A 21,211-nucleotide genomic window follows, 5' to 3' on the forward strand; every position below is an offset into this window, starting at 1 on the left:
CGCGTGAACAACTCGCCGAGGCATCCACAAGACGGCTCAAACCCTCTTGATCTCCCCGTATGCGGCTACTTTTCCTGGGATTCCGCTGTGAATCGGCCATGCCGGACTCTCGAATCCAGCGTTTCCGGCCCACCGGGGCGTCGCCGGACGACTCCGGAGAGTAGTTGATGCGCGCTGATGCGCGCAGCATCACTTACGAAGGGTTATGGTGGAAGCCCCCCCTCGGGCCGGTCCGTCTCCCCCCCACGGACCGGCCCGTTTTTCTGTCCGCGGTTCTCACCCGCTTTTCAGGCGACCCGGGCGCCACCGACCCGGGGGCGCTGGGGGTACCCCCGGCCGAAGGCTGGGGGAGGAACTGCGCGACCAGCCACGACCCGCCCGTAGTCGCGCAATTGGCCTCACCCCCCACCCCCTGGGGCGTCAACCGGCTCAACCCCCGGAGGGGTAGGCTTCGGCGGGCGGACTCCCGCATCCCCAAGCACGCGGACTCCCGCATCCGAATCACGAGGGGCGGACTTCAAGTGAACCTGCGCGACAAGCTGCGCGGCCTGCTTGTCAGGCTCTACGCGCGCCGGGTGGAAGGCCACCTGGACCACGCCCAGGTGCCCAAGCACATCGGTGTCATCGTGGACGGCAGCCGCCGTTGGGCGAAGGCCGCCGGCTCCACCCCTGTCGACGGTCACCGCGCCGGTGCCGAGAAGATCGAGGAGTTCCTCGGCTGGTGCACCGAGACGGACGTCGAGGTCGTCACCCTCTGGCTGCTGTCGACGGACAACTTCAACCGGCCGCCGGAGGAACTGGTCCCTCTCCTCGGCATCATCGAGGACGTCGTCCGCACCCTCGCCGCCGACGGCCGCTGGCGCGTCCACCACGTCGGCACCCCCGACCTGCTGCCGGCCCCGATGCAGACCGCGCTCAAGGAGGCCGAGGAGGCCACCGCGCACGTCGACGGAATACTGGTGAACGTCGCCATCGGCTACGGCGGCCGCCAGGAGATCGCCGACGCCGTCCGCTCGATGATCCTCGACGCCCACGACAAGGGCGTCGCGATGGAGGACCTCGCCGACTCCGTCGACGTCGACATGATCGGCCGTCACCTCTACACCGGTGCCCAGCCCGACCCCGACCTGGTGATCCGCACCAGCGGCGAGCAGCGGCTGTCCGGATTCATGCTCTGGCAGACCGCCCACTCCGAGTACTACTTCTGCGAGGTCTTCTGGCCCGCGTTCCGCAAGGTCGACTTCCTGCGCGCTCTGCGCGACTATGCGGCCCGGCACCGCCGCTACGGCGGGTGACGTCATCCTGACGGCGGACGTCGACACGGCATACGGCCCCCGCCACCACCGCCACGCTGGATGACCACCTCGTCACGGTGGATGACCCCACGCCACCCATGAGGCGTAAATCACCCATATTAGGGCGCGAGTAACACGGAGTTCACCTGCGCGTCGTTGCGGACCGTGGCATGGCGGCGCATGTTCGAGGGCATAAGCCAGACAGGTCGACGCCCGAACCCCGGGCATCGGATCTCAGCGGGCGGCTCGGGGCCGTCCGCCCGGGAGGCCCTTTGCACCAGCCCGACCGTGCGGTCACGGCACGGAAGAAGCAGCGGGGGGCCGGTTTTCGGCCCGTGCAGGGCGGCCGTCAACCGGTCCAGCTCGCCATCGTCGCTCCCCGACCTCATCCGAGGGGGTACGTCCTTCCGTGGTGACCAGCACAACGCGCCGCAAGTCCGACCGGCGCACCTATGTTCTCGACACCAGCGTCCTGCTGGCCGACCCGAACGCCATGGCCCGCTTCGAGGAGCACGAGGTAGTGCTCCCGATCGTCGTGGTCACGGAACTGGAGGCCAAGCGGCACCATCCCGAACTCGGTTACTTCGCCCGGCAGGCGCTGCGCCTGCTCGACGACTACCGGGTCCGGCACGGCCGCCTCGATGCCCCCATCCCGATCGGCGACCTCGGCGGCACCATCCGTGTCGAGCTCAACCACTCGGACCCCAGCGTGCTGCCGAGCGGCTACCGCCTGGGGGACAACGACTCCCGCATCCTCGCGGTGGCCCGCAACCTGCAGGCCGAGGGGTACGACGTCACCGTCGTCTCGAAGGACCTGCCGCTCAGGATCAAGGCGTCGTCGGTCGGTCTCCTCGCCGAGGAGTACCGCGCCGAACTCGCCATCACGGACGCCTCCGGCTGGACCGGGATGTCCGAACTGACCCTGCCCGGCGAACAGGTGGACATCCTCTTCGAGGAAGGGCACGTGTACGTCCCGGAGGCCTCCGACCTCCCCGTGCACACCGGCCTGACCATCCAGTCGGAGCGCGGCAAGGCGCTCGGCCGGGTGACCTCGGAGGGCAACATCCGTCTGGTGCGCGGCGACCGCGAGGCGTTCGGCATCAAGGGCCGCAGCGCCGAGCAGCGCATCGCGCTGGACCTGCTGCTCGACCCGGACGTCGGGATCGTGTCGATGGGCGGCCGGGCCGGCACCGGCAAGAGCGCGCTGGCGCTGTGCGCGGGCCTGGAGGCGGTCCTGGAGCGCCGCCAGCACCAGAAGGTGATGGTCTTCCGTCCGCTGTACGCGGTCGGCGGGCAGGAGCTGGGCTATCTGCCGGGCTCCGAGGCGGAGAAGATGAGCCCCTGGGCGCAGGCGGTCTTCGACACCCTCTCGGCGGTCACCAGCCGCGAGGTCATCGAGGAGGTCACCGCCCGCGGGATGCTGGAGGTGCTGCCGCTCACCCACATCCGCGGCCGCTCCCTGCACGACGCGTTCGTGATCGTGGACGAGGCCCAGTCGCTGGAACGGAACGTCCTGCTGACCGTTCTGTCCCGGATCGGCGCGAATTCACGGGTCGTTCTGACCCATGATGTGGCGCAAAGGGACAATCTGCGAGTCGGGCGATACGACGGTGTGGTCGCCGTCGTGGAGAAGCTGAAGGGGCATCCGCTTTTCGCGCATGTCACCCTCACCCGGTCCGAGAGGTCCCAGATCGCCGCCCTTGTGACCGAAATGCTGGAGGACGGCCACATCTGAACCATCTGACCCCTGTGTCCAACCTGGGCTGACTACCCACCCGTTGGCGCCGTCCGGCAAAGGCCCCGAGCCTAGCCGGGCGGCGCCTTCGTGTGTGGCGGTTTCCTGAAATCCCCTGGGAGAAACCGGATGTGAGCTTTCACACGCAACTCTGAATTGCCACCCGGCGTCGGGTTACGGCAGAGTCTCACTCCTGTCAGGCCCCGCATACGACACACCCGTACCCCCAGCGGTACGGAACAACAGAAGCATCACTGCTAATTCCATAGCGACGTCGTATGCCGCCCGAGCACCACGCGGCGCTCCCTTCCGGAGCTGCCCGCCGGGCCCGTGTCTCCCGTGACCCAGTAGTGAGGAGACCAGTGTCAGGGGGCAAGATTGCGTCCGCCAGGGTCACCGAAGCGGGCGATGCTGGAAGGAAACCGTGTGAGCCGGATCTCGGTCCGGGGATTCGCAGTGGCTTCGGCCACCGCGGTCACCGCCGTCGGAAGCGTCGTGGGTGTGGCCTCGGGCAGTGTTGCCCAGCCGAACAACGACGCCGAGGCTACGGCAGCCGACACCACGCTCCTCGCCGACCTGCCCGCGGGTCAGCAGGCCCAGGTGCAGACCGCGTCCCTGACGCAGCAGGCCGACGCCGTGGCGATCCAGGCGGACGCGTCCGCCAAGAAGGACGCCGAGCAGGCCGCCCGGGTGGCCGCGGCCAAGACCGCAGAGGCCAAGAAGGCCGAGGCCGAGAAGGCGGCCAAGGAGGCCAAGGAGCGCGCCGAGGCGAAGACCACGGCCAGCCGTTCCTCCTCGAGCTTCCCGGTCCAGAGCTCGTACACCGTGGCGCAGATCCAGGCGATGGCGCAGCAGATGGTGGCCAGCGGCCAGTACCAGTGCTTCAGCAACATCGTGGACCACGAGTCCAGCTGGAACTACCAGGCGGTCAACGCCTCCTCCGGCGCCTTCGGTCTCTTCCAGGCGCTGCCCGGCTCCAAGATGTCCTCCGCGGGCGCCGACTGGCAGACCAACCCGGCCACGCAGATCAAGTGGGGCCTGAACTACATGAACTCCCGGTACGGCAGCCCGTGTGAGGCGTGGTCGTTCTGGCAGGCGAACCACTGGTACTAGGCGCTCCGCCGGCGTTCGGCCGACAAACAGCAGTGCGGTCCGTGGTCGTCTGCGGGTCGTTCGTGGCCGGTCGCGCAGTTCCTCCCCCAGCCCTCGGCCGGGGGTACCCCCAGCGCCCCTAAAAGCTTGTGGTGGGCCTCTTTCTCAACCTTCAACAGCCCCTCCCCGTCCTAAGGGGAGGGGCTGTTGCCCTGTACGGTCGTTGCGGACGACTCCAGGGGGGAGTGGTGGGGAGAGGGCGGATCATGTCGCGCGTGCCTGAGTGGCTCGGCCGTATCGGGGCCGGACTGACCGAGATGGGCGAGCGGTTGGACGAGCGCCGGGCCGAGGTGGAGCGGGAGCACGCCGAGCCGGAGCCGCCCGCTCCGGCCGTGCCCGTTCCGGCACCCGCCCCGGCCCCGGACCCGCCGGCCCCCGCGCCCGTCCGGAAGCCGGTGCCGCGTCCCGACCCGGTGACGGCCATCCCGTGGGGCGTGCGGGTCGCCGCCGAGGCCGGCTGGCGGCTGCTGGTGCTGGCAGGCACGGTCTGGATCCTGATGCGGGTCATCAGCGCCGTCCAACTCGTCGTGTTCGCCTTCGTCATCGCGCTGCTGATCACCGCCCTGCTCCAGCCGACGGTCGCCCGGCTGTGCCGCTACGGCATGCCCCGCGGCCCGGCCACCGCGCTCACCGCCATCTCCGGCTTCGTGGTGATCGGCCTGATGGGCTGGTTCGTGACCTGGCAGGTCATGGAGAACATCGACACGCTCTCCGACCAGGTCCAGAACGGTATCGACGACCTGCGCAACTGGCTGCTGAAGAGCCCCTTCCACGTCACCGACAAACAGATCAACCAGATCGCCAAGAACCTCCGCGAGGCGATCGGCGCCAACACCGACCAGATCACCTCGTTCGGCCTGGAGGGCGTCCAGGTGATCGTGGAGGCCCTGACCGGCATTCTGCTGGTCTTCTTCTCGACGCTCTTCCTGCTGTACGACGGCGCGCGCATCTGGCAGTGGTTCCTGAAGCTCGTGCCCTCCGCCGCCCGCGAGGGGGTCGCCGGGGCCGGCCCGCGGGCCTGGCGCACGCTCACGGCCTACGTCCGGGGCACGGTCCTGGTCGCCCTCATCGACGCCATCTTCATCGGCATCGGCATCTACTTCCTGGACGTCCCGATGGCCGTGCCGCTGGCCGTCTTCATCTTCCTGTTCTCGTTCATCCCGCTCGTCGGCGCCGTCGCCTCCGGCGCGCTGGCGGTGATCGTGGCGCTGGTCACCCAGGGCGTCTTCACCGCGGTCATGACCCTGGCCGTCGTCCTCGCGGTCCAGCAGATCGAGGGCCACATCCTCCAGCCGTTCATCCTCGGCCGCGCGGTCCGGGTCCACCCCCTCGCGGTGGTCCTCACGGTCGCCGCCGGCGGCATGGTCGCGGGCATCGGCGGCGCGGTGGTGGCGGTACCGCTGGTGGCGGTGACGAACACAGTGGTCAGCTACCTGCACCACTACTCGCACGAACGCTACGGCTCCACCGGGCCCGACGACGGCGATCAGCCACACAATCCAGCCCGTCCGGCACTCGACGACGGCGATCAGCCACACAATCCAGCGCGTCCGGCACTCGACGACGGCGATCAGCCACACAATCCAGCGCGTCCGGCACTCGACGACGGCGATCAGCCACACACATCAGCCCGTCCGGCGTTTGAGGACGAGGCCGTTCAGGCCGAAGGGGGGTCCGGGGGCGCAGCCCCCGAAGACGCGGAAGACCCCGCCCACCGGAGGTGAGCGGGGTCCGCACAACGCCGGCGTCTACTCGAACTCGGCCAGCACAGCCTCGGCCTCCAGGGCGGAGCCAACCGCCTGGACCACCGAGGCGATCTTGAACGCCTCCTGGATCACCTCACGGCCGACCCCGGCCGTGCGCAGCACCTGCTCGTGGGAGTCCAGGCACATCCCGCAGCCGTTGACCGCGGACACCGCGAACGACCACAGCTCGAAGTCGACCTTGTCGACGCCGGGGTTGGCGATGACGTTCATCCGCAGACCCGCGCGCAGGGTGCCGTACTCGTGGTCGGAGAGCAGGTGGCGGGTGCGGTAGAAGACGTTGTTCATCGCCATCACCGCGGCCGCGGCCTTCGCCGCCGTGTACGCCTCGGGCGTGAGGTTCGCCTTCGCCTCCGGTGCCAGCTCGCGCAGCACGATCGGGGAGCGGGCGGCGATGGCGGTCGCCAGGACCGTGCCCCACAGCTGCTGCGCCGGCAGCTCCGAGTTGCCGATGACCGAACCCAGATTGAGCTTCAGGTCCTTGGCGTAGTCCGGTACGGCGGACTTGAGGGCGTCGAGGGACACGGGGTCACTCACCCGCCAGGAGCGCGACCGGGTCGAGGGTGTCGTCGCCCTTGGTCCAGTTGCACGGGCAGAGTTCGTCGGTCTGGAGCGCGTCGAGGACCCGCAGGACCTCCTTGGGGTTACGGCCCACCGAGCCCGCGGTCACCATGGAGAACTGGATCTCGTTGTTCTGGTCGACGACGAACACCGCGCGCTTGGCGAAGCCGTCCTCGCCCTCGATGCCGAGGGCGCGCATCAGCTCGTGCTTCGAGTCGGCCATCATCGGGAACGGCAGCTCGCGCAGGTCGTCGTGGTCCTTGCGCCAGGCGTGGTGGACGAACTCGGAGTCACCGGAGAAGCCGAGGACCTGTGCGTCGCGGTCGGCGAACTCCTCGTTCAGCTTGCCGAAGGCGGCGATCTCGGTGGGGCACACGAAGGTGAAGTCCTTGGGCCACGCGAAGACCACCTTCCAACCCTGGTAGGTCTTGTGGGTGATCGTCTCGAACTCCCTGCCCTTCTCCAGCGAGACGCAGGCGGTCAGTTCGAACTCGGGGAACTTGTCACCGACAGTGAGCACAAGCACTCCTTGCAGCGCGGAGCAACCCCGGATCGCGGGGTCCGCTCCGATGGGTTGGACGCCGCCGATCGTGGCACAAGGTGCATTGATTCCTGAAATAGCTACACTCGGTCGAGTTGATCGGAGGTGGCTATCAGTGGCTGTGGGTAATCCCCTGGGGAACGGTACCGGGGGCGGCGCCGGGGCCGGCGGCAAGCGGCGCCAGCCCAGTCTCGCGCAGCTGCGCGCCTTCTGCGCGGTCGCCGAGCACCTGCACTTCCGGGACGCGGCGGCCGCGACAGGCATGAGCCAGCCCGCGCTGTCGGGGGCCGTCGCGGCCCTCGAGGAGACGCTCGGCGTCACGCTGCTCGAACGGACCACCCGCAAGGTGCTGCTGTCGCCCGCCGGTGCGCGGCTCGCCGTACGGGCCAGGGCGGTGCTGGAGGAGGTGCAGGCGCTGCTGGCGGAGGCGGAGGCGGTGCGGGCGCCGTTCACCGGCGCGCTGCGGCTCGGGGTGATCCCCACCGTCGCGCCGTATCTGCTGCCCACGGTCCTCGGACTGGTCCACGACCGCTATCCGGACCTCGACCTCCAGGTCCACGAGGAGCAGACCGCCAGCCTCCTGGACGGGCTCGCCGCCGGCCGGCTGGACCTGCTGCTTCTCGCGGTCCCCCTGGCCGTCCCGGGGGTCGTTGAACTCCCGCTGTTCGACGAGGACTTCGTGCTCGTCACGCCGCTCGGACATCCGCTCGGCGGCCGCGACGGCATCGCCCGCGACGCGCTCAAGGGGCTGAACCTGCTGCTCCTGGACGAGGGGCACTGCCTGCGCGACCAGGCCCTGGACATCTGCCGGGAGGCGGGCCGCGACGACGTCGCGGTGACCACCACGGCCGCCGGGCTCGCCACCCTCGTCCAGCTGGTCGCCGGCGGGCTCGGCTGCACCCTGCTGCCGCACACCGCCGTCAAGGTCGAGACCAGCCGCAGCGACCAGCTCCTCACCGGCTCCTTCGCGGAGCCCGCGCCGAGCCGCCGGATCGCCCTCGCCACGCGCGCCGGGGCAGCCCGCGGCGCCGAGTACCGGGAGCTGGCGGCCGCGTTGCGCGAGGCGCTGCGGCCGCTGCCCGTCCGGGTCCTCGGCGCCTGTTCCTGACGGCGGCTATTCGGTGCGCAGGCCGTCCGGGCGCATCAGCCGCAGCAGGGGCGGCAGGCTGAGCAGGGTCACCGCGAGGACGACCGCCGCGCCGAAGCCGGTCATCGCCAGCACGCCCGGCCAGTCCACGCGAACCGTGGAGCCGACCATCTTCAGCAGTACCGTGCCGAGCGTCAGCCCCACCACGCCGGCCAGCAGCAGGCCGAGCCCGACCGGGATCGCCGTCTGCCACAGCACCGACAGGCTCAGCGTGCGGCGCCGGGTGCCGAAGGCGACCAGGGCCGACAGCAGCTTCTTGCGCTCGCGCAGCTGCTCCAGCTGGCCGACGAGCAGACTCGCGCCGATCAGGGCCAGTACGGCGGCCGCGCCGACGAGCAGCCCGGTGCGGATGGACTCGAACTGGCCGTTCCGCTCGACCGAGGTCAGCGTCTCCGCGTGCATCAGCGGGTCGATCCGGACCGCCGTGTTGATCACGTACTCGTGGGCGTCGCGGACCCCGGAGTCGATGGACAGATAGACCACGCCCTGCACCGCCGTGCTGGCGCCGTCGGGCAGTGCGCCCGGGGTGAGCAGGAAACCGCCGCGCTTGTAGCCGGTGGGGTCCTCGCGGGTCTCGGCCTGCTTCAGCGTGGCCGGCACCGTCCAGCGGCTCGGGGAGCCTTCGTCGTCGCCGGAGTAGGAGGGGTCGAGGTACAGCGTCCGGCCGTGCTTCTCACCGGCCGCCAGCAGCTTCGCCGTCTCGGAGTCGCTGTCGGACCCCTTCACCACGAAGGCGTCGCCGTCGTGGCAGGACGGCAGGGCCGCGACCTCCCGCAGCGAGGCGCAACTGCCCACGCTCACCTGGCCCGTCTGGTCCGGGTCCTTCTTCCGGTCGCCGACCTCCCCGTCGGCGATCGAGACCACCTTCCTTACGCCCTTGGTCCCGGTCATGGCCCGGGCCACCTCGGGCACCGGGACACCGGTCGGCACCTGGACCGACATCTGTGCGCGGTTCAGGTCGTTGGTGGTCGACTTGGTGTAGTCGGCCTCGACACCGGCGAAGACCATCTGGAGCGCGATCGCCCCGGCCACCGCCACCGCGATGCCGTTGACCATGCGGGCCGCCGTACCGCTGCTCAACTGCAGCCGCCGGACCGCCAGCTGCCAGGCCACCGCACCCCGGCCGAGCCGGCCGACGACCGTCTCCACGACCCACGGCAGCAGGGCCGTGATGCCGACCAGGAGGAGCAGGACGCCGCCGGTCACCAGGTACTGGTTGAAGTCGCCGTCGCCGCGGCCCTGCCCGATCATCGGGTAGAGCGCCGCCAGACCGGCCACCGGGAGCAGCAGCCGCCACCACAGCCGGCGGCGGGCGGGCTTCGCCGTACGCACCACGCCCAGCGGCTCGATGACCACCCCGCGCAGCGTGAACAGGGTCACCAGCACGGCCGCCGCCGGGACGGTGACCGCCACCAGCAGGGCCAGCGCGGGGGAGGGGTTGAGATAGCTCGGGAACACGCTGATGCCGAACACCTCGGCGGTGCCCGCGAGCTGGCGGCCGACCAGGAAGAAGCCGAGGCCGAGGACGAGGCCGAGCAGTGCGCCGGCCATCGCCTCGCCGGCCGCGATCCGCCGTACCATCCGGCCGTCGGAGCCGACCAGCCGCAGCGCGGCCAGCCGCCGGTCGCGGCGCTCGCCGCCGAAGCGGACGGCGGCCGCGACGAACACGGCGACGGGCATCAGCAGGATCACGAACACCACGAGGACGAGCAGCGTGAGGACCGGGTCGCTCTCGGCGTCCGGGGACCGGGGGCTGCCGAAGTGGTCGATCCGGGCCACGTCCGGCGGGTGGATGTGGGCGGCGAGGTCGGCGGAGCCCGCGTAGTAGGCGAGTTCCTGGGAGCCGGTCAGTCCGCTCTCCGCGATGGTGGCGGTGATCCGGTACGGCAGCCGGTCGCGCAGCAGCGCTCCGTCGGGGGAGTCGAGCAGCCGCTTCAGCGCGGGCGAGACGGCCATCTCGCCGGGTGCCGGGTACTCGGTGAGCCCGGGCGGCACCGGTGCCTTCGCGCCCTCCCGCTGGACCATCCGGCCGCGTATGTCGCTGCCGTGGTAAGGGGTGTCGATGTCCGCGATGACGAACGTCTTCTCGCCGGCCTTCAAGGGGTGGCCGAAGACGTAGGTGTAGTCCGCCCGCGCCACGTCGCGCTGGTGGCGTACGGCCAGCGCGTTCGGGATGGCCGTGGTGAGCAGCAGCAGCGCCACCCCCAGTCCCACGCCGACCGCCGTCATGGTGGCCCGGAACCAGCCCTCGCGGCCGCCCGCGAAGGCGAACCGGACCCCCATGGCCAGATCCCTCGACCTCCCCCACGCTCGGCTTCGCTCGCGCGGGCGGTGCCCCCTTCCGGCGTTCATACCGCCCGCTCCATGTCCCGGGACTTCCCGTCCCGTACGACGATCTCGCGGTCGGAGTAGGCGGCCACCCTTGCCTCGTGCGTGACGAGGACGACGGCCGCGTTGGTGGAGCGGGCGGCGTCCGTCAGCAGCTCCATCACCCGTTCGCCGTTGAGCGAGTCGAGCGCGCCGGTCGGCTCGTCCGCGAACAGCACCCGGGGACCGGTCACCAGCGAGCGGGCCACCGCGACCCGCTGCCCCTGGCCGCCGGAGACCTCGCCCGGACGCTTCTTCGCGAGGTTGTCGACCTCCAGCTTCTCCATCCAGCCGAGCGCGGCCCGTTCGGCCTCCTTGCGGGAGGTGCCGTTCAGCCGCAGCGGCAGGGCGACGTTCTCCACGCAGGTCAGTTCGGGCACCAGCTGCCCGAACTGGAAGACGAACCCGAACTCGCTGCGCCGCAGCGCGCTGCGCTCGGCGTCGTTCATGGTGGCCAGCTCCCGGCCGGCGTACATGATCGACCCGGAGTCGGGCGGCACGATCCCGGCGAGGCAGTGGAGCAGCGTCGACTTGCCGGAGCCGGACGGCCCCATCACGGCGACGACCTCGCCCGGATGTATGGAGAACTCGGCCCCGTCGAGGGCGACGGTCGGGCCGTACGCCTTGCGGAGCTTGTCGGCCGTGAGCAGCGAACCGGCGGGCGCGTTCACTTGGCCACCTCCGCGCGGAGCTTGTCGAGCCGGGCCGCGGTCAGTTCCAGCCAGCGCAGGTCCGCCTCCAGGTGGAACAGGGCGTGGTCGCAGACGAGCTGGTCCGCGAGGTCGCCGTGGCGCTTGCGGTCGGTGAGGATGCGCATGCTGCGCAGGTGCTCGGAGCGCTGGCTGTCGAGGATGTCGCCGGCGTTCCGGTGCGTCAGCAGCGCGAGCACGACCTTGGTGTACAGGGTCGACTGGAGGTACTCCGCCGGCTTCTCGGGTGTCGCCAGCCACTGCTCGACGTCGGTGACCCCGGCGTCGGTGATGGCGTACCGCTTCCGCTCGGGTCCGCCGCCGGCCTCGATGCCGTCGACTTCCACGAGCCCGTTCTTCAGCAGCCGGGACATCGTCGAATAGACCTGGCCGTAGTGGAGCGGCCGGTCGTGACCGAACTTCTCGTCGAAGGCCCGCTTCAGGTCGTAACCGTGGCGCGGGCCGGACTCCAGGAGCCCCAGGAGGGTGTGACCGATGGACATGGAGAGGACTCTACACACGGTGTATACGCCGCGTGTATACGCGCCGTGTGTAGATCATGGCCCGCTGTGCGGACCCGCAGGTGGGGGCCGATTGTCACGGTTCTGCGACAGGGCGGTGTCACAGCGGCGGGGGCCTGTCTCGTCTCTGATCCGGCAGCGGGTCTCCCGCGTCGGGTCGGATCGGTTCGGATCAGGAAGGTGATGGCCGTGCGGGTGTTCGTGGCAGGGGGCAGCGGGGTTCTGGGGCGGCGGCTGGTGCCGCAGCTGGTGGCGCGGGGGCATCAGGTGACGGCCACCACGACCGGCACGGCCAGGCTCGGGCTGCTGAAGGAACTGGGCGCGGAGGGGGTCGTGATGGACGGCCTGGACGCGCTGTCGGTCGGCCGGGCGGTGGCCGCGGCCCGCCCGGACGTGATCGTCCATCAGCTCACCGCGATCTCCATGGCGCACGCCGGCAAGCCCGACATCAAGCATCCCGACCGCTGGTTCGCCCTCACCAACCGGCTGCGCACCGAGGGCACGGACCACCTGCTCGCCGCCGCCCAGGCGACCGGCGTGCGGCACGTCGTCGCGCAGAGCCACGCCAGCTGGAACGGCATCCGCGAGGGCGGCTGGGTGAAGACGGAGGAGGATCCGCTGGACCTGATGGAGGGGACTCCCGCGCACGGCGGGATGCTCGCCCTGCGCCACCTGGAGGACGCGGTCCTGCGGGCCGGCGGCGCGGCCCTGCGCTACGGCGCCTTCTACGGCCCCGGCGCCATCGACGACCAGGTGGAGCTGGTCCGCAAACGCCAGTACCCCCTGGTCGGCCGCGCCGCCGGCCACAGCAGCTGGATCCACCTCGACGACGCGGCGAGCGCGACCGTCCTCGCGGTGGAGCGGGGGGCGCGGGGCGTGTTCAACATCGTCGACGACGAACCGGCGCCGGCCGCCGAGTGGCTGCCGTACCTGGCCGAGTGCGCCGGGGCGAAGCGGCCGCTGCGGGTGCCGGTGTGGCTGGCCCGCCTCCTGGCCGGCGAACAGGCGGTCGTCATCATGACCCAGGGCCGCGGCTTCTCCAACGCCAAGGCCAGGCGGGAGCTGGGCTGGGAGCCGCGGTACCGCTCCTGGCGGCAGGGGTTCAGGGAGGAGCTCGCCTGAGACCGGTCGTCGCCGCCCGCGCCTCCGCACCGAGGCGTCGGGCAGGGGCACGGGCCCCTCCGGGCGGTCCGGTCCGGCCTGCGCTTTTCCATCTCGGTGGTATCACTTGCCCCCACCGGGCAACCCTCCGTCGTCTCCGCTCGTCGGTTCCGTTGGGTAGGGGTGCTGATTGTCACGTCCGAAAAAGGACAGATCGTGCGCCCTTTGTCATAGAGAGCGGTGTTAGCTTTCTGGACTGACCTGAGCCACGTACCTGTGTGACACCCGTACACACGTGTGACAGCCGAGACGAAGCGGAGCAGACGGACTCATGGGACGAGCGGACGAGAGAAGAGCGCGACAGCGTGGCGGCCGCCGCGCCGCGCCCCGGAACCGCACGCCCCAGCAGTCCGGGCCCGAGACGCCGACGACGGCGGAGGGCGGGACCACGACGGCGGTCGAGTCGCCGGCCGCCCCGGCCGTGGAGGGCGCCACCCGCGCCGAACGCCGCAAGGCCGCCGCGGGGAAGGGGAAGGGGCGGCCGACCAAGGACGGCAAGCCCGCCAAGGGCCGCATACGCAGGTTGTTCACCTGGAAGAAGATGCTCGGCGCGTTCTTCACCGTCTGCCTGCTGGGCATCGGCTCCTTCATCGCGCTGTACATGATGGTGAGCGTCCCCGAGGGCAACGCCCTCGCGCAGACGCAGAGCAACGTCTACAAGTACAGCGACGGCTCGGTCCTGGCCCGCAAGGGCACCGTCAACCGCGAGATCGTGGACCTCTCCAAGGTCCCGAAGGAGGTCCAGCACACCTTCGTCGCGGCGGAGAACAAGTCCTTCTACAACGACAACGGCATCGACCTGAGGGGCATGGCCCGCGGCCTCTACAACACGGCGCGGGGCCGCGGCACCCAGGGCGGTTCGACGATCACCCAGCAGTACGTCAAGAACTACTACCTCGACCAGGACCAGACCGTCACGCGCAAGCTGAAGGAACTGGTCATCTCGCTGAAGGTGGACCGCGAGAAGTCCAAGGACTACATCCTCGCCGGCTACATCAACACCAGCTACTACGGCCGCGGCGCCTACGGCATCCAGGCCGCCGCCCAGGCCTACTACCGCGTCGACGCCGACAAGCTCACGGTCCAGCAGGGCGCCTACCTGGCCGCGCTGCTCCAGGCACCGAGCCAGTACGACTGGGCGGTGGCGGGCCCCGTCGGCAAGAAGCTGGTGAAGGCACGGTGGAACTACGTCCTGGACAACATGGTCGGCCAGGGCTGGCTGGACAAGACCAAGCGGGACGCCATGAAGTTCCCGATACCCAAGGAGCCGAAGGCCGCGTCCGGCCTGGAGGGCCAGAAGGGCTACCTGGTCGAACTGGCCAACACCCAGCTGGAGAACCAGCTGATGAAGTCGCAGGGCATCACCCGGTCCGAGGCCGAGGCCCAGGTCGTCGACCAGGGCTGGACGATCACCCTGAACATCGACCCGAAGAAGCAGGCCAAGCTGGAGGCGGCCGTCAAGAGCCAGCTCACCAGCAAGCTCGACGGCAAGAAGCGCAAGGTCGACAAGAACGTCCAGGCCGGCGCCGTCTCCGTCGACCCCAAGACCGGCAAGATCCTCGCCCTGTACGGAGGCGTGGACTACTACAAGCACTACACGGACAACGCCACCCGCGCCGACTACCAGCCGGCGTCCACCTTCAAGCCGATCATCCTCGCCTCCGCGCTGGACCGGGACGCCAAGACCCAGGACGGCAAGGACATCAACGCCAACACCATCTACGACGGCACCAGCGGCCGTGCGGTGAAGGGCAGCGACATCGCCTTCTCGCCGCCGAACGAGGACGACGCGGACTACGGCAACATCACCGTGCAGACGGCGATGAACAAGTCCGTCAACTCGGTGTTCGCGCAGATGGGCGTGGACGTCGGCATGAAGAACGTGCTGAAGACCGCCGACGACCTCGGTCTGGACACCGAGAACCTCCAGGCGGTCCCCGCGATGACCCTGGGCAGTATGGGCGCGAGCCCGCTGGAGATGGTCTCGGTGTACGCGACCCTCGACAACCACGGCCAGAAGGTCACCCCCACGATCCTCGCGTCGGCGGAGAAGACCGGCCGCAAGGTCGACCTGCCGGACCCGATCGGCGAACAGGTGATCAGCCGCGAGGCGGCCGACCAGGTGACCTCGGTGCTGACGGGCGTGGTCGACGACGGTACGGCCAAGGTGTCGGTGGCCCAGAACCCGCTGCGCAAGGGGCAGCAGGTGGCCGGCAAGACGGGTACCTCCGACAGCAACAAGTCGGCCTGGTTCACGGGCTACACGCCCGACCTGGTCACCTCGGTGGGCCTGTTCGGCGAGGACGCCAAGACCCACAACCAGGTCACCCTCACCGGCGCCACCGGCCTGATCCCCGGCACCGGCCGCATCAACGGTGGCGGCTACCCCGCGCAGATCTGGGCGGCGTACACCTTCGGCGTCACGAAGAAGACCAAGTTCGACCTGAACACCGAGCTGGGCGCGGCCGTCAAGCCGACGGACACGCCGAGCTTCAGCGAGACCCCGTCCGAGACGCCCTCGCAGACCCCGAGCTCGACCCCGACGAAGTCCGCGACCCCGTCGCAGACCCCGTCCCAGACCCCGAGCTCCACCCCGACGAAGTCCCCGTCGCCGACGACCAGCGCACCGTCGACCCCGTCGCAGACCCCGACGGGCGGGATCACCGACAACCCGCTGGACCCGGCCGACGGCCAGTAGCAGAGTCGCTGCCGCATCCGGTGCTTCGCCGGGTGCGGCAGCGTCGTGGTTGCTCGCGCAGTTCCCCGCGCCCCTCAAGGGGCGCTACGGCTGACGCCCCTGAAAGGGGCGCGGGGAACTGCGCGGCCGGCCACCGCCGGCCCGCAGCTCCTCGGCGGCCTCGAGCCCCCGCGGCGCTATCTGTTCAGCTCGAACCAGACGACCTTCCCGGTGCTCAACCGGGTCGCCCCCCACCGCCGCGCCAGCCGGTTCACCAGGTACAGCCCCCGGCCGCCCTCGTCCGTCGCCCGGGCCTGCCGCAGCCGCGGCAGCTGCGGGACGTCGTCGCCGACCTCGCACCGCAGCACATCCGTCCGCAGCAACCGCAACGTCACCGGTCGCGACGCGTACCGCACCGCGTTCGTCACGACCTCGCTGACCAGCAGTTCGACGGAGTCGGTGAGTTCCTCCAGGCCCCAGCGGGCCAGCGCACGGCGTGCCAGCCGCCGGGCCCGCCCCGGCGCCGCGTCCTCCGGCTCCAGGAACCAGTACGCCACATCGCTCGGCGCGATCCCGTCGAACCGGGCCGCGAGCAGCGCGATGTCGTCGTCGCGGTCACCCGGCCCGAGCATGTCGAGTACCTCGTCGCACAGGGCCTCCAGCGGCGGCGGATGGTCCGGCCCCGTCAACTGCGCGGTCGCGGCGAGCTTCTCGCGCAGCTGCTCTATACCGGTCCACACGTCCCGCAGCCGGGACTCCACCAGCCCGTCGGTGTACAGGAGCAGCGTCGCCCCGGCCGGCGCGTCCAGCTCCACCGCCTCGAAGTCGACCCCGCCGACGCCGATCGGCGCCCCGGCCGGCACCCGCAGCACCTCGGCGCGGCCGCCCAGGTGCAGCAGCACCGGCGGCGGATGACCGGCGTTGGCGATGGTGATGCGGTGCGACACCGGGTCGTAGACCGCGTACAGGCAGGTCGCCATCCGGTCGGAGCCGAGCCGCTGGGCCTGCTCGTCGAGGTGGTGCAGGACCTCCTGCGGCGGCAGGTCGAGCCCGGCGAGGGTCTGCGCGGTGGTCCGCAGCTGCCCCATGATGGCCGCCGACGTCATCGAGTGGCCCATGACGTCACCCACCACCAGCGCCACCCGGCTGCCGGGCAGCGGGATCGCGTCGTACCAGTCGCCGCCCACCCGGGCCGTCTCGGCGGCCGGCAGGTAGCGGGAGGCCAGCCGCACGCCTGTCGCGCTCGGCAGGTTCTCCGGCAGCATGGTCCGCTGCAGCTCGTCGGCGATGTAGGCCTCCCGGCCGTACAGCACCGCCTTGTCGATGCCGAGCGCGCTGTGGGTGGCCAGCTGCGCGGCGACCAGCAGGTCGTCGGCCTCGAACGCGAGCCGCTCCGGGCGGCGCAGGAACAGGGCCGCGCCGATCACCCGGCGCCGGCCGCGCAACGGGGCGAGGATCGCGTGCTGGGCACCGGGGACGAGCGACTCGTTGCCCTCGCCGAGGAGTTCGGGCAACGCGGCGCGCGCCGCGGGGGAGTCGGCGAAGACCGGCCGTACGCCCCGCAGCACCTCGTTCAGCGCACCGCCCGGCCGTACCTCGCACAGCTCCGCGGTGAGCGCGGCCAGGCCGATGTCGGCCGGATCCGGCTCCGGGACGGGCAACGGCGGAAAACCGTCGGAGTCACGTTCCTCAGGGATCCGGTCGGTGCGGCGCAGCCGCAGCACCACCGGGCCGACGGGCCGCTCGTCGCCGACCGGCAGCGGGTCGCGCAGATAGACCAGGATCGTGTCCGAGAAGGTCGGCACGGTCGCCCGGCACAGCCCCATCACGATCTCGTCCAGGTCGATGCCCCGGGCGATCCGCCGGGTCGCGGCGCCCACGAAGCGCAGCCGGTCGCCGTCCCGCCGCATCGGCATCGGCCGGCCCGGCGGCAGCCCGCGTCCGGTACGCCGCTCCTGCGCGCTCGCCACCCGCTCCGGCTCGGCGCCGGGCTGTGGCGGGATGCCCTCCGGGGCGGGGCGCGGCCGGTGCGGATCGGGCTCAGCGCTGGTGGGCTGGGCGTGCTCGGGGCCGTTGACGGAGTGCTCCTCGGACGTGCTGGTACCGGGGCCGGAGGGCGTCTCGCCCGCACGGGCCTGTGCCGGTAAGGCGGTGCCGCCGCGCGGACAGGGCTGGGGTTGTCCCTGCGTCTGCAGTTGCGGCTGCGGGGTATGCAGGAGCCCCCCGCGGGCCTCCGCGGGGTCGGCGCCCGGCTGTGGGCGCTCGTAGGAGGTGGGGTGCTCCGTCACGCGTGTCGAATCCGTCCGTCCGGGGCTGCGCGCCGGGCGCGCAGGTGGTCCCGCCGAAGTGCCGATACCCGGATTACGTGTCCCAGGAACGGAATTTCGGCGTGGCTGGAGGCTGTTCCTGTGCCACCGGCGAACGATCTGCGGCCCGCGCACCGCTCGCCGGTGTTGCCCTCGTACCCCTCGCTCACGTCCTGCCGCCCCTCGGTGACGTTCGGTCAAGCCCGGCGCATGATCCGGGAGTTGTGCTCACGTTTCCTTGCGGAGGACGATCCTACGGTTGTGGACCGGGGGCGCATCAAGGGTCTCATGAGGACACGTGCGCGGGCGTACGGTCCCAGTCCTCCGGGAGTGACGGTACCGCCCAGGACGGGTCCGGGCGCCAGTGCTGCCAGCCGGACGAGAAAGGCGCCTCCCAGGCCTCGACGTCGGCCACCGCGGCCAGGCCCGCCGTCCGCACCGCCGCGGCCGTCTCCGCGTCCATCAGCCCGTCCTGCTGGGCCTGCGCGAACTCGTCCTCGTCGAGCCACTGCCAACTGCGGTCCGGGTGCACGGAGATGTCCAGAAAGTAGTCCTCCGAGTCCACTCCGCCGCCCCAGCGGACCAGTGGCTGCTCAAGGTTGACGTACCAGTTCTTGAACTGCCAGCCCGGCTCCCAGAACAGCCACACCGACCAGGGCTGACCGGGCCGGGCCAGCTTCAGCACACCGGTACCGCGCCAGTGGCCGTGCGTGACGGACCGGGGTTTGGTGTAGCGGGACTCAAGCGGTTCTTCACCGAGCGACGAGCCGTCGGCGAGGACGGGCCTGACGCACTCGGTGCCGGGGGCCAGCCAGACGGCGAGCAACTCCTCGTCGTCCCGGACGACGGTGACGGGGCGCGCGATGTGGAAGCCGTGGCCGGCGTTCTCCCGGTACCGCCACAGGATCTGGCTCCCAGGAGTCCAGAAACCGGCCCCGTCGCCGGTCGCACCGCCCGTTTCCCCGCGCATCACGCGTCTCACCGCTCCACCGTCTGCCATGGACAGATATTAGGTGCCGTAGGCATACGACGCTGCGGCGGACGTCACGGTTCTGGCCGGGCGGCGCGAAACGTTCGCACGCGGTTACGGCCGCGTCATCCGCAGGACATCCAGCGCCTCGTCCAGCTGCTCGACCGTCAGGTCACCCCGCTCGACGTACCCGCCCTCGATGACCACCTGACGGATCGTCTTCCGCTCGGCCAGCGCCCTCTTGGCCACCTTGGCGGCCTCCTCGTACCCGATGTACTTGTTGAGCGGCGTGACCACGGACGGCGACGACTCGGCGTACTCCCGGGCCCGCTCGCGGTGCGCGGTGATCCCGTCCACGGTCCGGTCGGCGAGCAGCCGCGAGACGTTGGCGAGCAGCCGGACGGACTCCAGCACGTTCCTGCCGATGACCGGCAGCATCACGTTGAGCTCGAAGTTCCCGGCCGCGCCGGCCACGGCGATGGTCTGGTCGTTCCCGATGACCTGTGCGGCCACCATCAACACGGCCTCGGGAATGACCGGGTTGACCTTCCCCGGCATGATCGAGGACCCCGGCTGCAGATCCGGCAGCGAGATCTCGGCGAGTCCGGTCCGCGGCCCCGAGGACATCCACCGCAGGTCGTTGGCGATCTTCGTCAGCCCGACCGCGACGGTCCGCAGCTGCCCGCTGGTCTCCACGATCCCGTCCCGGGCGCCCTGCGCCTCGAAGTGGTTCCGGGCCTCGGTGAACGGCAGCCCGGTGACCCGCGCGACCTCCTCGATCACCGCGGCGGAGAACCCGGGCGGCGTATTGATCCCGGTGCCCACGGCCGTCCCGCCGAGCGGCAGCTCCGCGAGCCGGGGCAGCGAGGCCCGCAGCCGCTCGACGCCGTACCGTACCTGCGCCGCGTACCCCCCGAACTCCTGCCCCAGCGTCACCGGCGTCGCATCCATCAAATGGGTCCGCCCGGACTTCACCACGTCGGCGAACTCCTCGGACTTCCTGGCGAGTGAGTCGGCGAGATGATCGAGCGCCGGAATCAGGTCCCGGGTGACGGCGGCGGTGGCGGCGATGTGGAGGGACGACGGAAACACGTCGTTGGAGGACTGCGAGGCGTTCACGTGGTCGTTGGGATGGACGTCCCGCCCGAGCCGCTCGGTCGCCAGCGTCGCGAGGACCTCGTTGGTGTTCATGTTCGACGAGGTGCCGGACCCGGTCTGGAACACGTCCACGGGAAAGTGCTCGTCCCACTTCCCCTCGGCGACCTCCTCGGCCGCCTCCTGGATCGCCCGCGCGATGTCCTTGTCGACCACCCCCAGCTCGGCGTTCACCTTGGCCGCCGCGCCCTTGATCCGGGCCAGCGCCTCGATGTGCGCGCGCTCGATCCGCTGCCCGGAGACGGGGAAGTTCTCGACGGCCCGTTGCGTCTGGGCCCGCCACTTGGCGTGTGCGGGGACCCGGACCTCGCCCATGGAGTCGTGTTCGATGCGGTAGTCGCTCATGCCCTTGTCAGCGATCGGGACACGGCGGTTGTTCCGGCCGCCTGCTGCATTGGCACCACCGACGTCACCGGGTCGGGGGACTGCTCCTCCGCCCGCCAGGCGGGACATCACGAACAAATGTGACGATCACCCCAAGGTGACAGGGCGACTCCCCGCCGTCACCACGGCTGGCAGGAGGACCACTCGATGAACTTCACTCCCAAGGGTCTGCTCGGCGCCCTCGCGGCGGTGTCCATAGGCGCGGCGACCCTGCTGGGCGCGGCAGCCGGCACCGCCGGTGCCGCCGGCGGCGCCCACCGGGCCCACTGCGACCGAGCCGAACGACCCGTCTGGAGCGGCGACCCCAGCCGCAACATGACCAGCCACGGCTGCACCCTGCCGTCCAGCGAGCGCCCGTGGTACCGCGTCGCGATCGACAACCTGGCACAGCCCCACCACACGACGGACTACGCGAACGGCCCGGTCGACCACACCGAGAAGCTGCACGACGAAACCGTCAGGTGCATGGGCTACACCAAGGACGGCGACACGGTGAACTGGTTCGGCTGCATCCCCGACTGATACCTGCGACGAGAGCGGGTCCGCACCCCTCCAGCCCGTCCGCCGTTCGAGGACGGGCACCCCCACCAGCCCGTCCGGCGTTTGAGGACGACGGCCGGCCCGCACCCCCACCAGCCCCGCCGGCGTTTGAGGAGGAGAGCCGGTTCGCGCCTCCTCCAGTCCGTCCGGCTGAGGAGGAGAGCCGGTTCGCGCCTCCTCCAGTCCGTCCGGCTGAGGAGGAGAGCCGGTTCGCGCCTCCTCCAGTCCGTCCGGCTGAGGAGGAGAG

At 70.7% G+C, this 21,211-nt stretch carries 15 protein-coding genes and 1 pseudogene; 8 read left to right on the forward strand and 8 right to left on the reverse strand.

All coding sequences use genetic code 11. From position 1 onward, the window contains the following. The first annotated feature begins 521 nt into the window (after positions 1-521). The 4 genes and pseudogenes from ACZ4UV_RS17655 to ACZ4UV_RS17670 all read left to right on the forward strand — a co-directional run. The gene (locus ACZ4UV_RS17655) at positions 522-1,295 is read left to right on the forward strand and encodes an isoprenyl transferase (RefSeq protein ID WP_351498686.1); all 774 of its coding nucleotides are present in this window, start codon (positions 522-524) and stop codon (positions 1,293-1,295) included. Positions 1,296-1,704: 409 nt separating this feature from the next. Next, positions 1,705-3,030, forward strand: coding sequence for a PhoH family protein (locus ACZ4UV_RS17660; protein WP_390046521.1), 1,326 nt, complete (start codon positions 1,705-1,707; stop codon positions 3,028-3,030). Between the two features lie 426 nt (positions 3,031-3,456). After that, positions 3,457-4,143 (forward strand): aggregation-promoting factor C-terminal-like domain-containing protein, encoded by a 687-nt coding sequence (locus tag ACZ4UV_RS17665; protein ID WP_451023030.1) that lies wholly within the window; start codon positions 3,457-3,459, stop codon positions 4,141-4,143. A 245-nt stretch (positions 4,144-4,388) separates the two neighbouring features. Then, positions 4,389-5,636: pseudogene (locus ACZ4UV_RS17670) on the forward strand (AI-2E family transporter); the annotation flags it as partial. Positions 5,637-5,930: 294 nt separating this feature from the next. On the opposite strand, the gene ACZ4UV_RS17675 reads toward ACZ4UV_RS17670, so the two are convergent. Further along, complete coding sequence (locus ACZ4UV_RS17675) at positions 5,931-6,470, reverse strand: alkyl hydroperoxide reductase (protein WP_467839401.1); 540 nt, start codon at positions 6,468-6,470, stop codon at positions 5,931-5,933. A 4-nt stretch (positions 6,471-6,474) separates the two neighbouring features. After that, the gene (locus ACZ4UV_RS17680) at positions 6,475-7,026 is read right to left on the reverse strand and encodes a peroxiredoxin (RefSeq protein ID WP_451021561.1); all 552 of its coding nucleotides are present in this window, start codon (positions 7,024-7,026) and stop codon (positions 6,475-6,477) included. A 142-nt stretch (positions 7,027-7,168) separates the two neighbouring features. On the opposite strand from ACZ4UV_RS17680, the gene ACZ4UV_RS17685 reads away from it, so the two are divergent. Beyond that, entirely contained in the window at positions 7,169-8,155 is a 987-nt protein-coding gene (locus tag ACZ4UV_RS17685; protein WP_451021562.1) for a LysR substrate-binding domain-containing protein, read from the forward strand. 6 nt (positions 8,156-8,161) lie between these two features. Here the strand turns inward: ACZ4UV_RS17685 and ACZ4UV_RS17690 are convergent, their stop codons facing one another. From ACZ4UV_RS17690 to ACZ4UV_RS17700, 3 genes are all read right to left on the reverse strand, one after another. Then, entirely contained in the window at positions 8,162-10,477 is a 2,316-nt protein-coding gene (locus ACZ4UV_RS17690; protein WP_451021563.1) for an ABC transporter permease, read from the reverse strand. 65 nt (positions 10,478-10,542) lie between these two features. Then, positions 10,543-11,232 carry an ABC transporter ATP-binding protein gene (locus ACZ4UV_RS17695; RefSeq protein ID WP_451021564.1) on the reverse strand — a complete coding sequence of 230 codons (690 nt, stop codon included), beginning with the start codon at positions 11,230-11,232 and terminating at the stop codon, positions 10,543-10,545. Continuing rightward, positions 11,229-11,753, reverse strand: a complete 525-nt coding sequence (locus ACZ4UV_RS17700) for a PadR family transcriptional regulator (protein WP_351498703.1) — start codon at positions 11,751-11,753, stop codon at positions 11,229-11,231. The genes ACZ4UV_RS17695 and ACZ4UV_RS17700 overlap by 4 nt, the downstream gene beginning before the upstream one ends. A gap of 201 nt (positions 11,754-11,954) precedes the next feature. Between ACZ4UV_RS17700 and ACZ4UV_RS17705 the strand changes: the two genes are divergently transcribed. Then, complete coding sequence (locus ACZ4UV_RS17705) at positions 11,955-12,893, forward strand: NAD-dependent epimerase/dehydratase family protein (RefSeq protein WP_467838804.1); 939 nt, start codon at positions 11,955-11,957, stop codon at positions 12,891-12,893. Positions 12,894-13,203: 310 nt separating this feature from the next. After that, a complete protein-coding gene (locus ACZ4UV_RS17710) occupies positions 13,204-15,630 on the forward strand; it encodes a transglycosylase domain-containing protein (RefSeq protein ID WP_467838807.1) in 2,427 nt (808 codons plus the stop codon). 176 nt (positions 15,631-15,806) lie between these two features. On the opposite strand, the gene ACZ4UV_RS17715 is transcribed toward ACZ4UV_RS17710, so the two are convergent. The 3 genes from ACZ4UV_RS17715 to ACZ4UV_RS17725 all read right to left on the reverse strand — a co-directional run bounded on the left by ACZ4UV_RS17715 (position 15,807) and on the right by ACZ4UV_RS17725 (position 20,385). Beyond that, the gene (locus ACZ4UV_RS17715) at positions 15,807-17,897 is read right to left on the reverse strand and encodes a SpoIIE family protein phosphatase (RefSeq protein ID WP_467838809.1); all 2,091 of its coding nucleotides are present in this window, start codon (positions 17,895-17,897) and stop codon (positions 15,807-15,809) included. Between the two features lie 304 nt (positions 17,898-18,201). Continuing rightward, a complete protein-coding gene (fomD, locus tag ACZ4UV_RS17720; protein ID WP_390046539.1) occupies positions 18,202-18,915 on the reverse strand; it encodes a cytidylyl-2-hydroxypropylphosphonate hydrolase in 714 nt (237 codons plus the stop codon). 84 nt (positions 18,916-18,999) lie between these two features. Continuing rightward, a complete protein-coding gene (locus ACZ4UV_RS17725) occupies positions 19,000-20,385 on the reverse strand; it encodes a class II fumarate hydratase (RefSeq protein WP_451021182.1) in 1,386 nt (461 codons plus the stop codon). A 186-nt stretch (positions 20,386-20,571) separates the two neighbouring features. Between ACZ4UV_RS17725 and ACZ4UV_RS17730 the strand changes: the two genes are divergently transcribed. Continuing rightward, the gene (locus ACZ4UV_RS17730) at positions 20,572-20,946 is read left to right on the forward strand and encodes a hypothetical protein (protein ID WP_451021183.1); all 375 of its coding nucleotides are present in this window, start codon (positions 20,572-20,574) and stop codon (positions 20,944-20,946) included. Positions 20,947-21,211: the final 265 nt, after the last annotated feature.

The organism is Streptomyces sp. NPDC028289 (assembly GCF_055565975.1).

What these genes read in the sequence shown, in the direction of transcription:
- ACZ4UV_RS17690 (WP_451021563.1), bottom strand. Translation starts at nt 10,477, where the DNA reads ATGGGGGTCCGGTTCGCCTTCGCGGGCGGCCGCGAGGGCTGGTTCCGG.
- ACZ4UV_RS17700 (WP_351498703.1), bottom strand. Translation starts at nt 11,753, where the DNA reads ATGTCCATCGGTCACACCCTCCTGGGGCTCCTGGAGTCCGGCCCGCGC.
- ACZ4UV_RS17705 (WP_467838804.1), top strand. Translation starts at nt 11,955, where the DNA reads ATGGCCGTGCGGGTGTTCGTGGCAGGGGGCAGCGGGGTTCTGGGGCGG.
- ACZ4UV_RS17710 (WP_467838807.1), top strand. Translation starts at nt 13,204, where the DNA reads ATGGGACGAGCGGACGAGAGAAGAGCGCGACAGCGTGGCGGCCGCCGC.
- fomD (WP_390046539.1), bottom strand. Translation starts at nt 18,915, where the DNA reads ATGGCAGACGGTGGAGCGGTGAGACGCGTGATGCGCGGGGAAACGGGC.
- ACZ4UV_RS17725 (WP_451021182.1), bottom strand. Translation starts at nt 20,385, where the DNA reads ATGAGCGACTACCGCATCGAACACGACTCCATGGGCGAGGTCCGGGTC.
- ACZ4UV_RS17730 (WP_451021183.1), top strand. Translation starts at nt 20,572, where the DNA reads ATGAACTTCACTCCCAAGGGTCTGCTCGGCGCCCTCGCGGCGGTGTCC.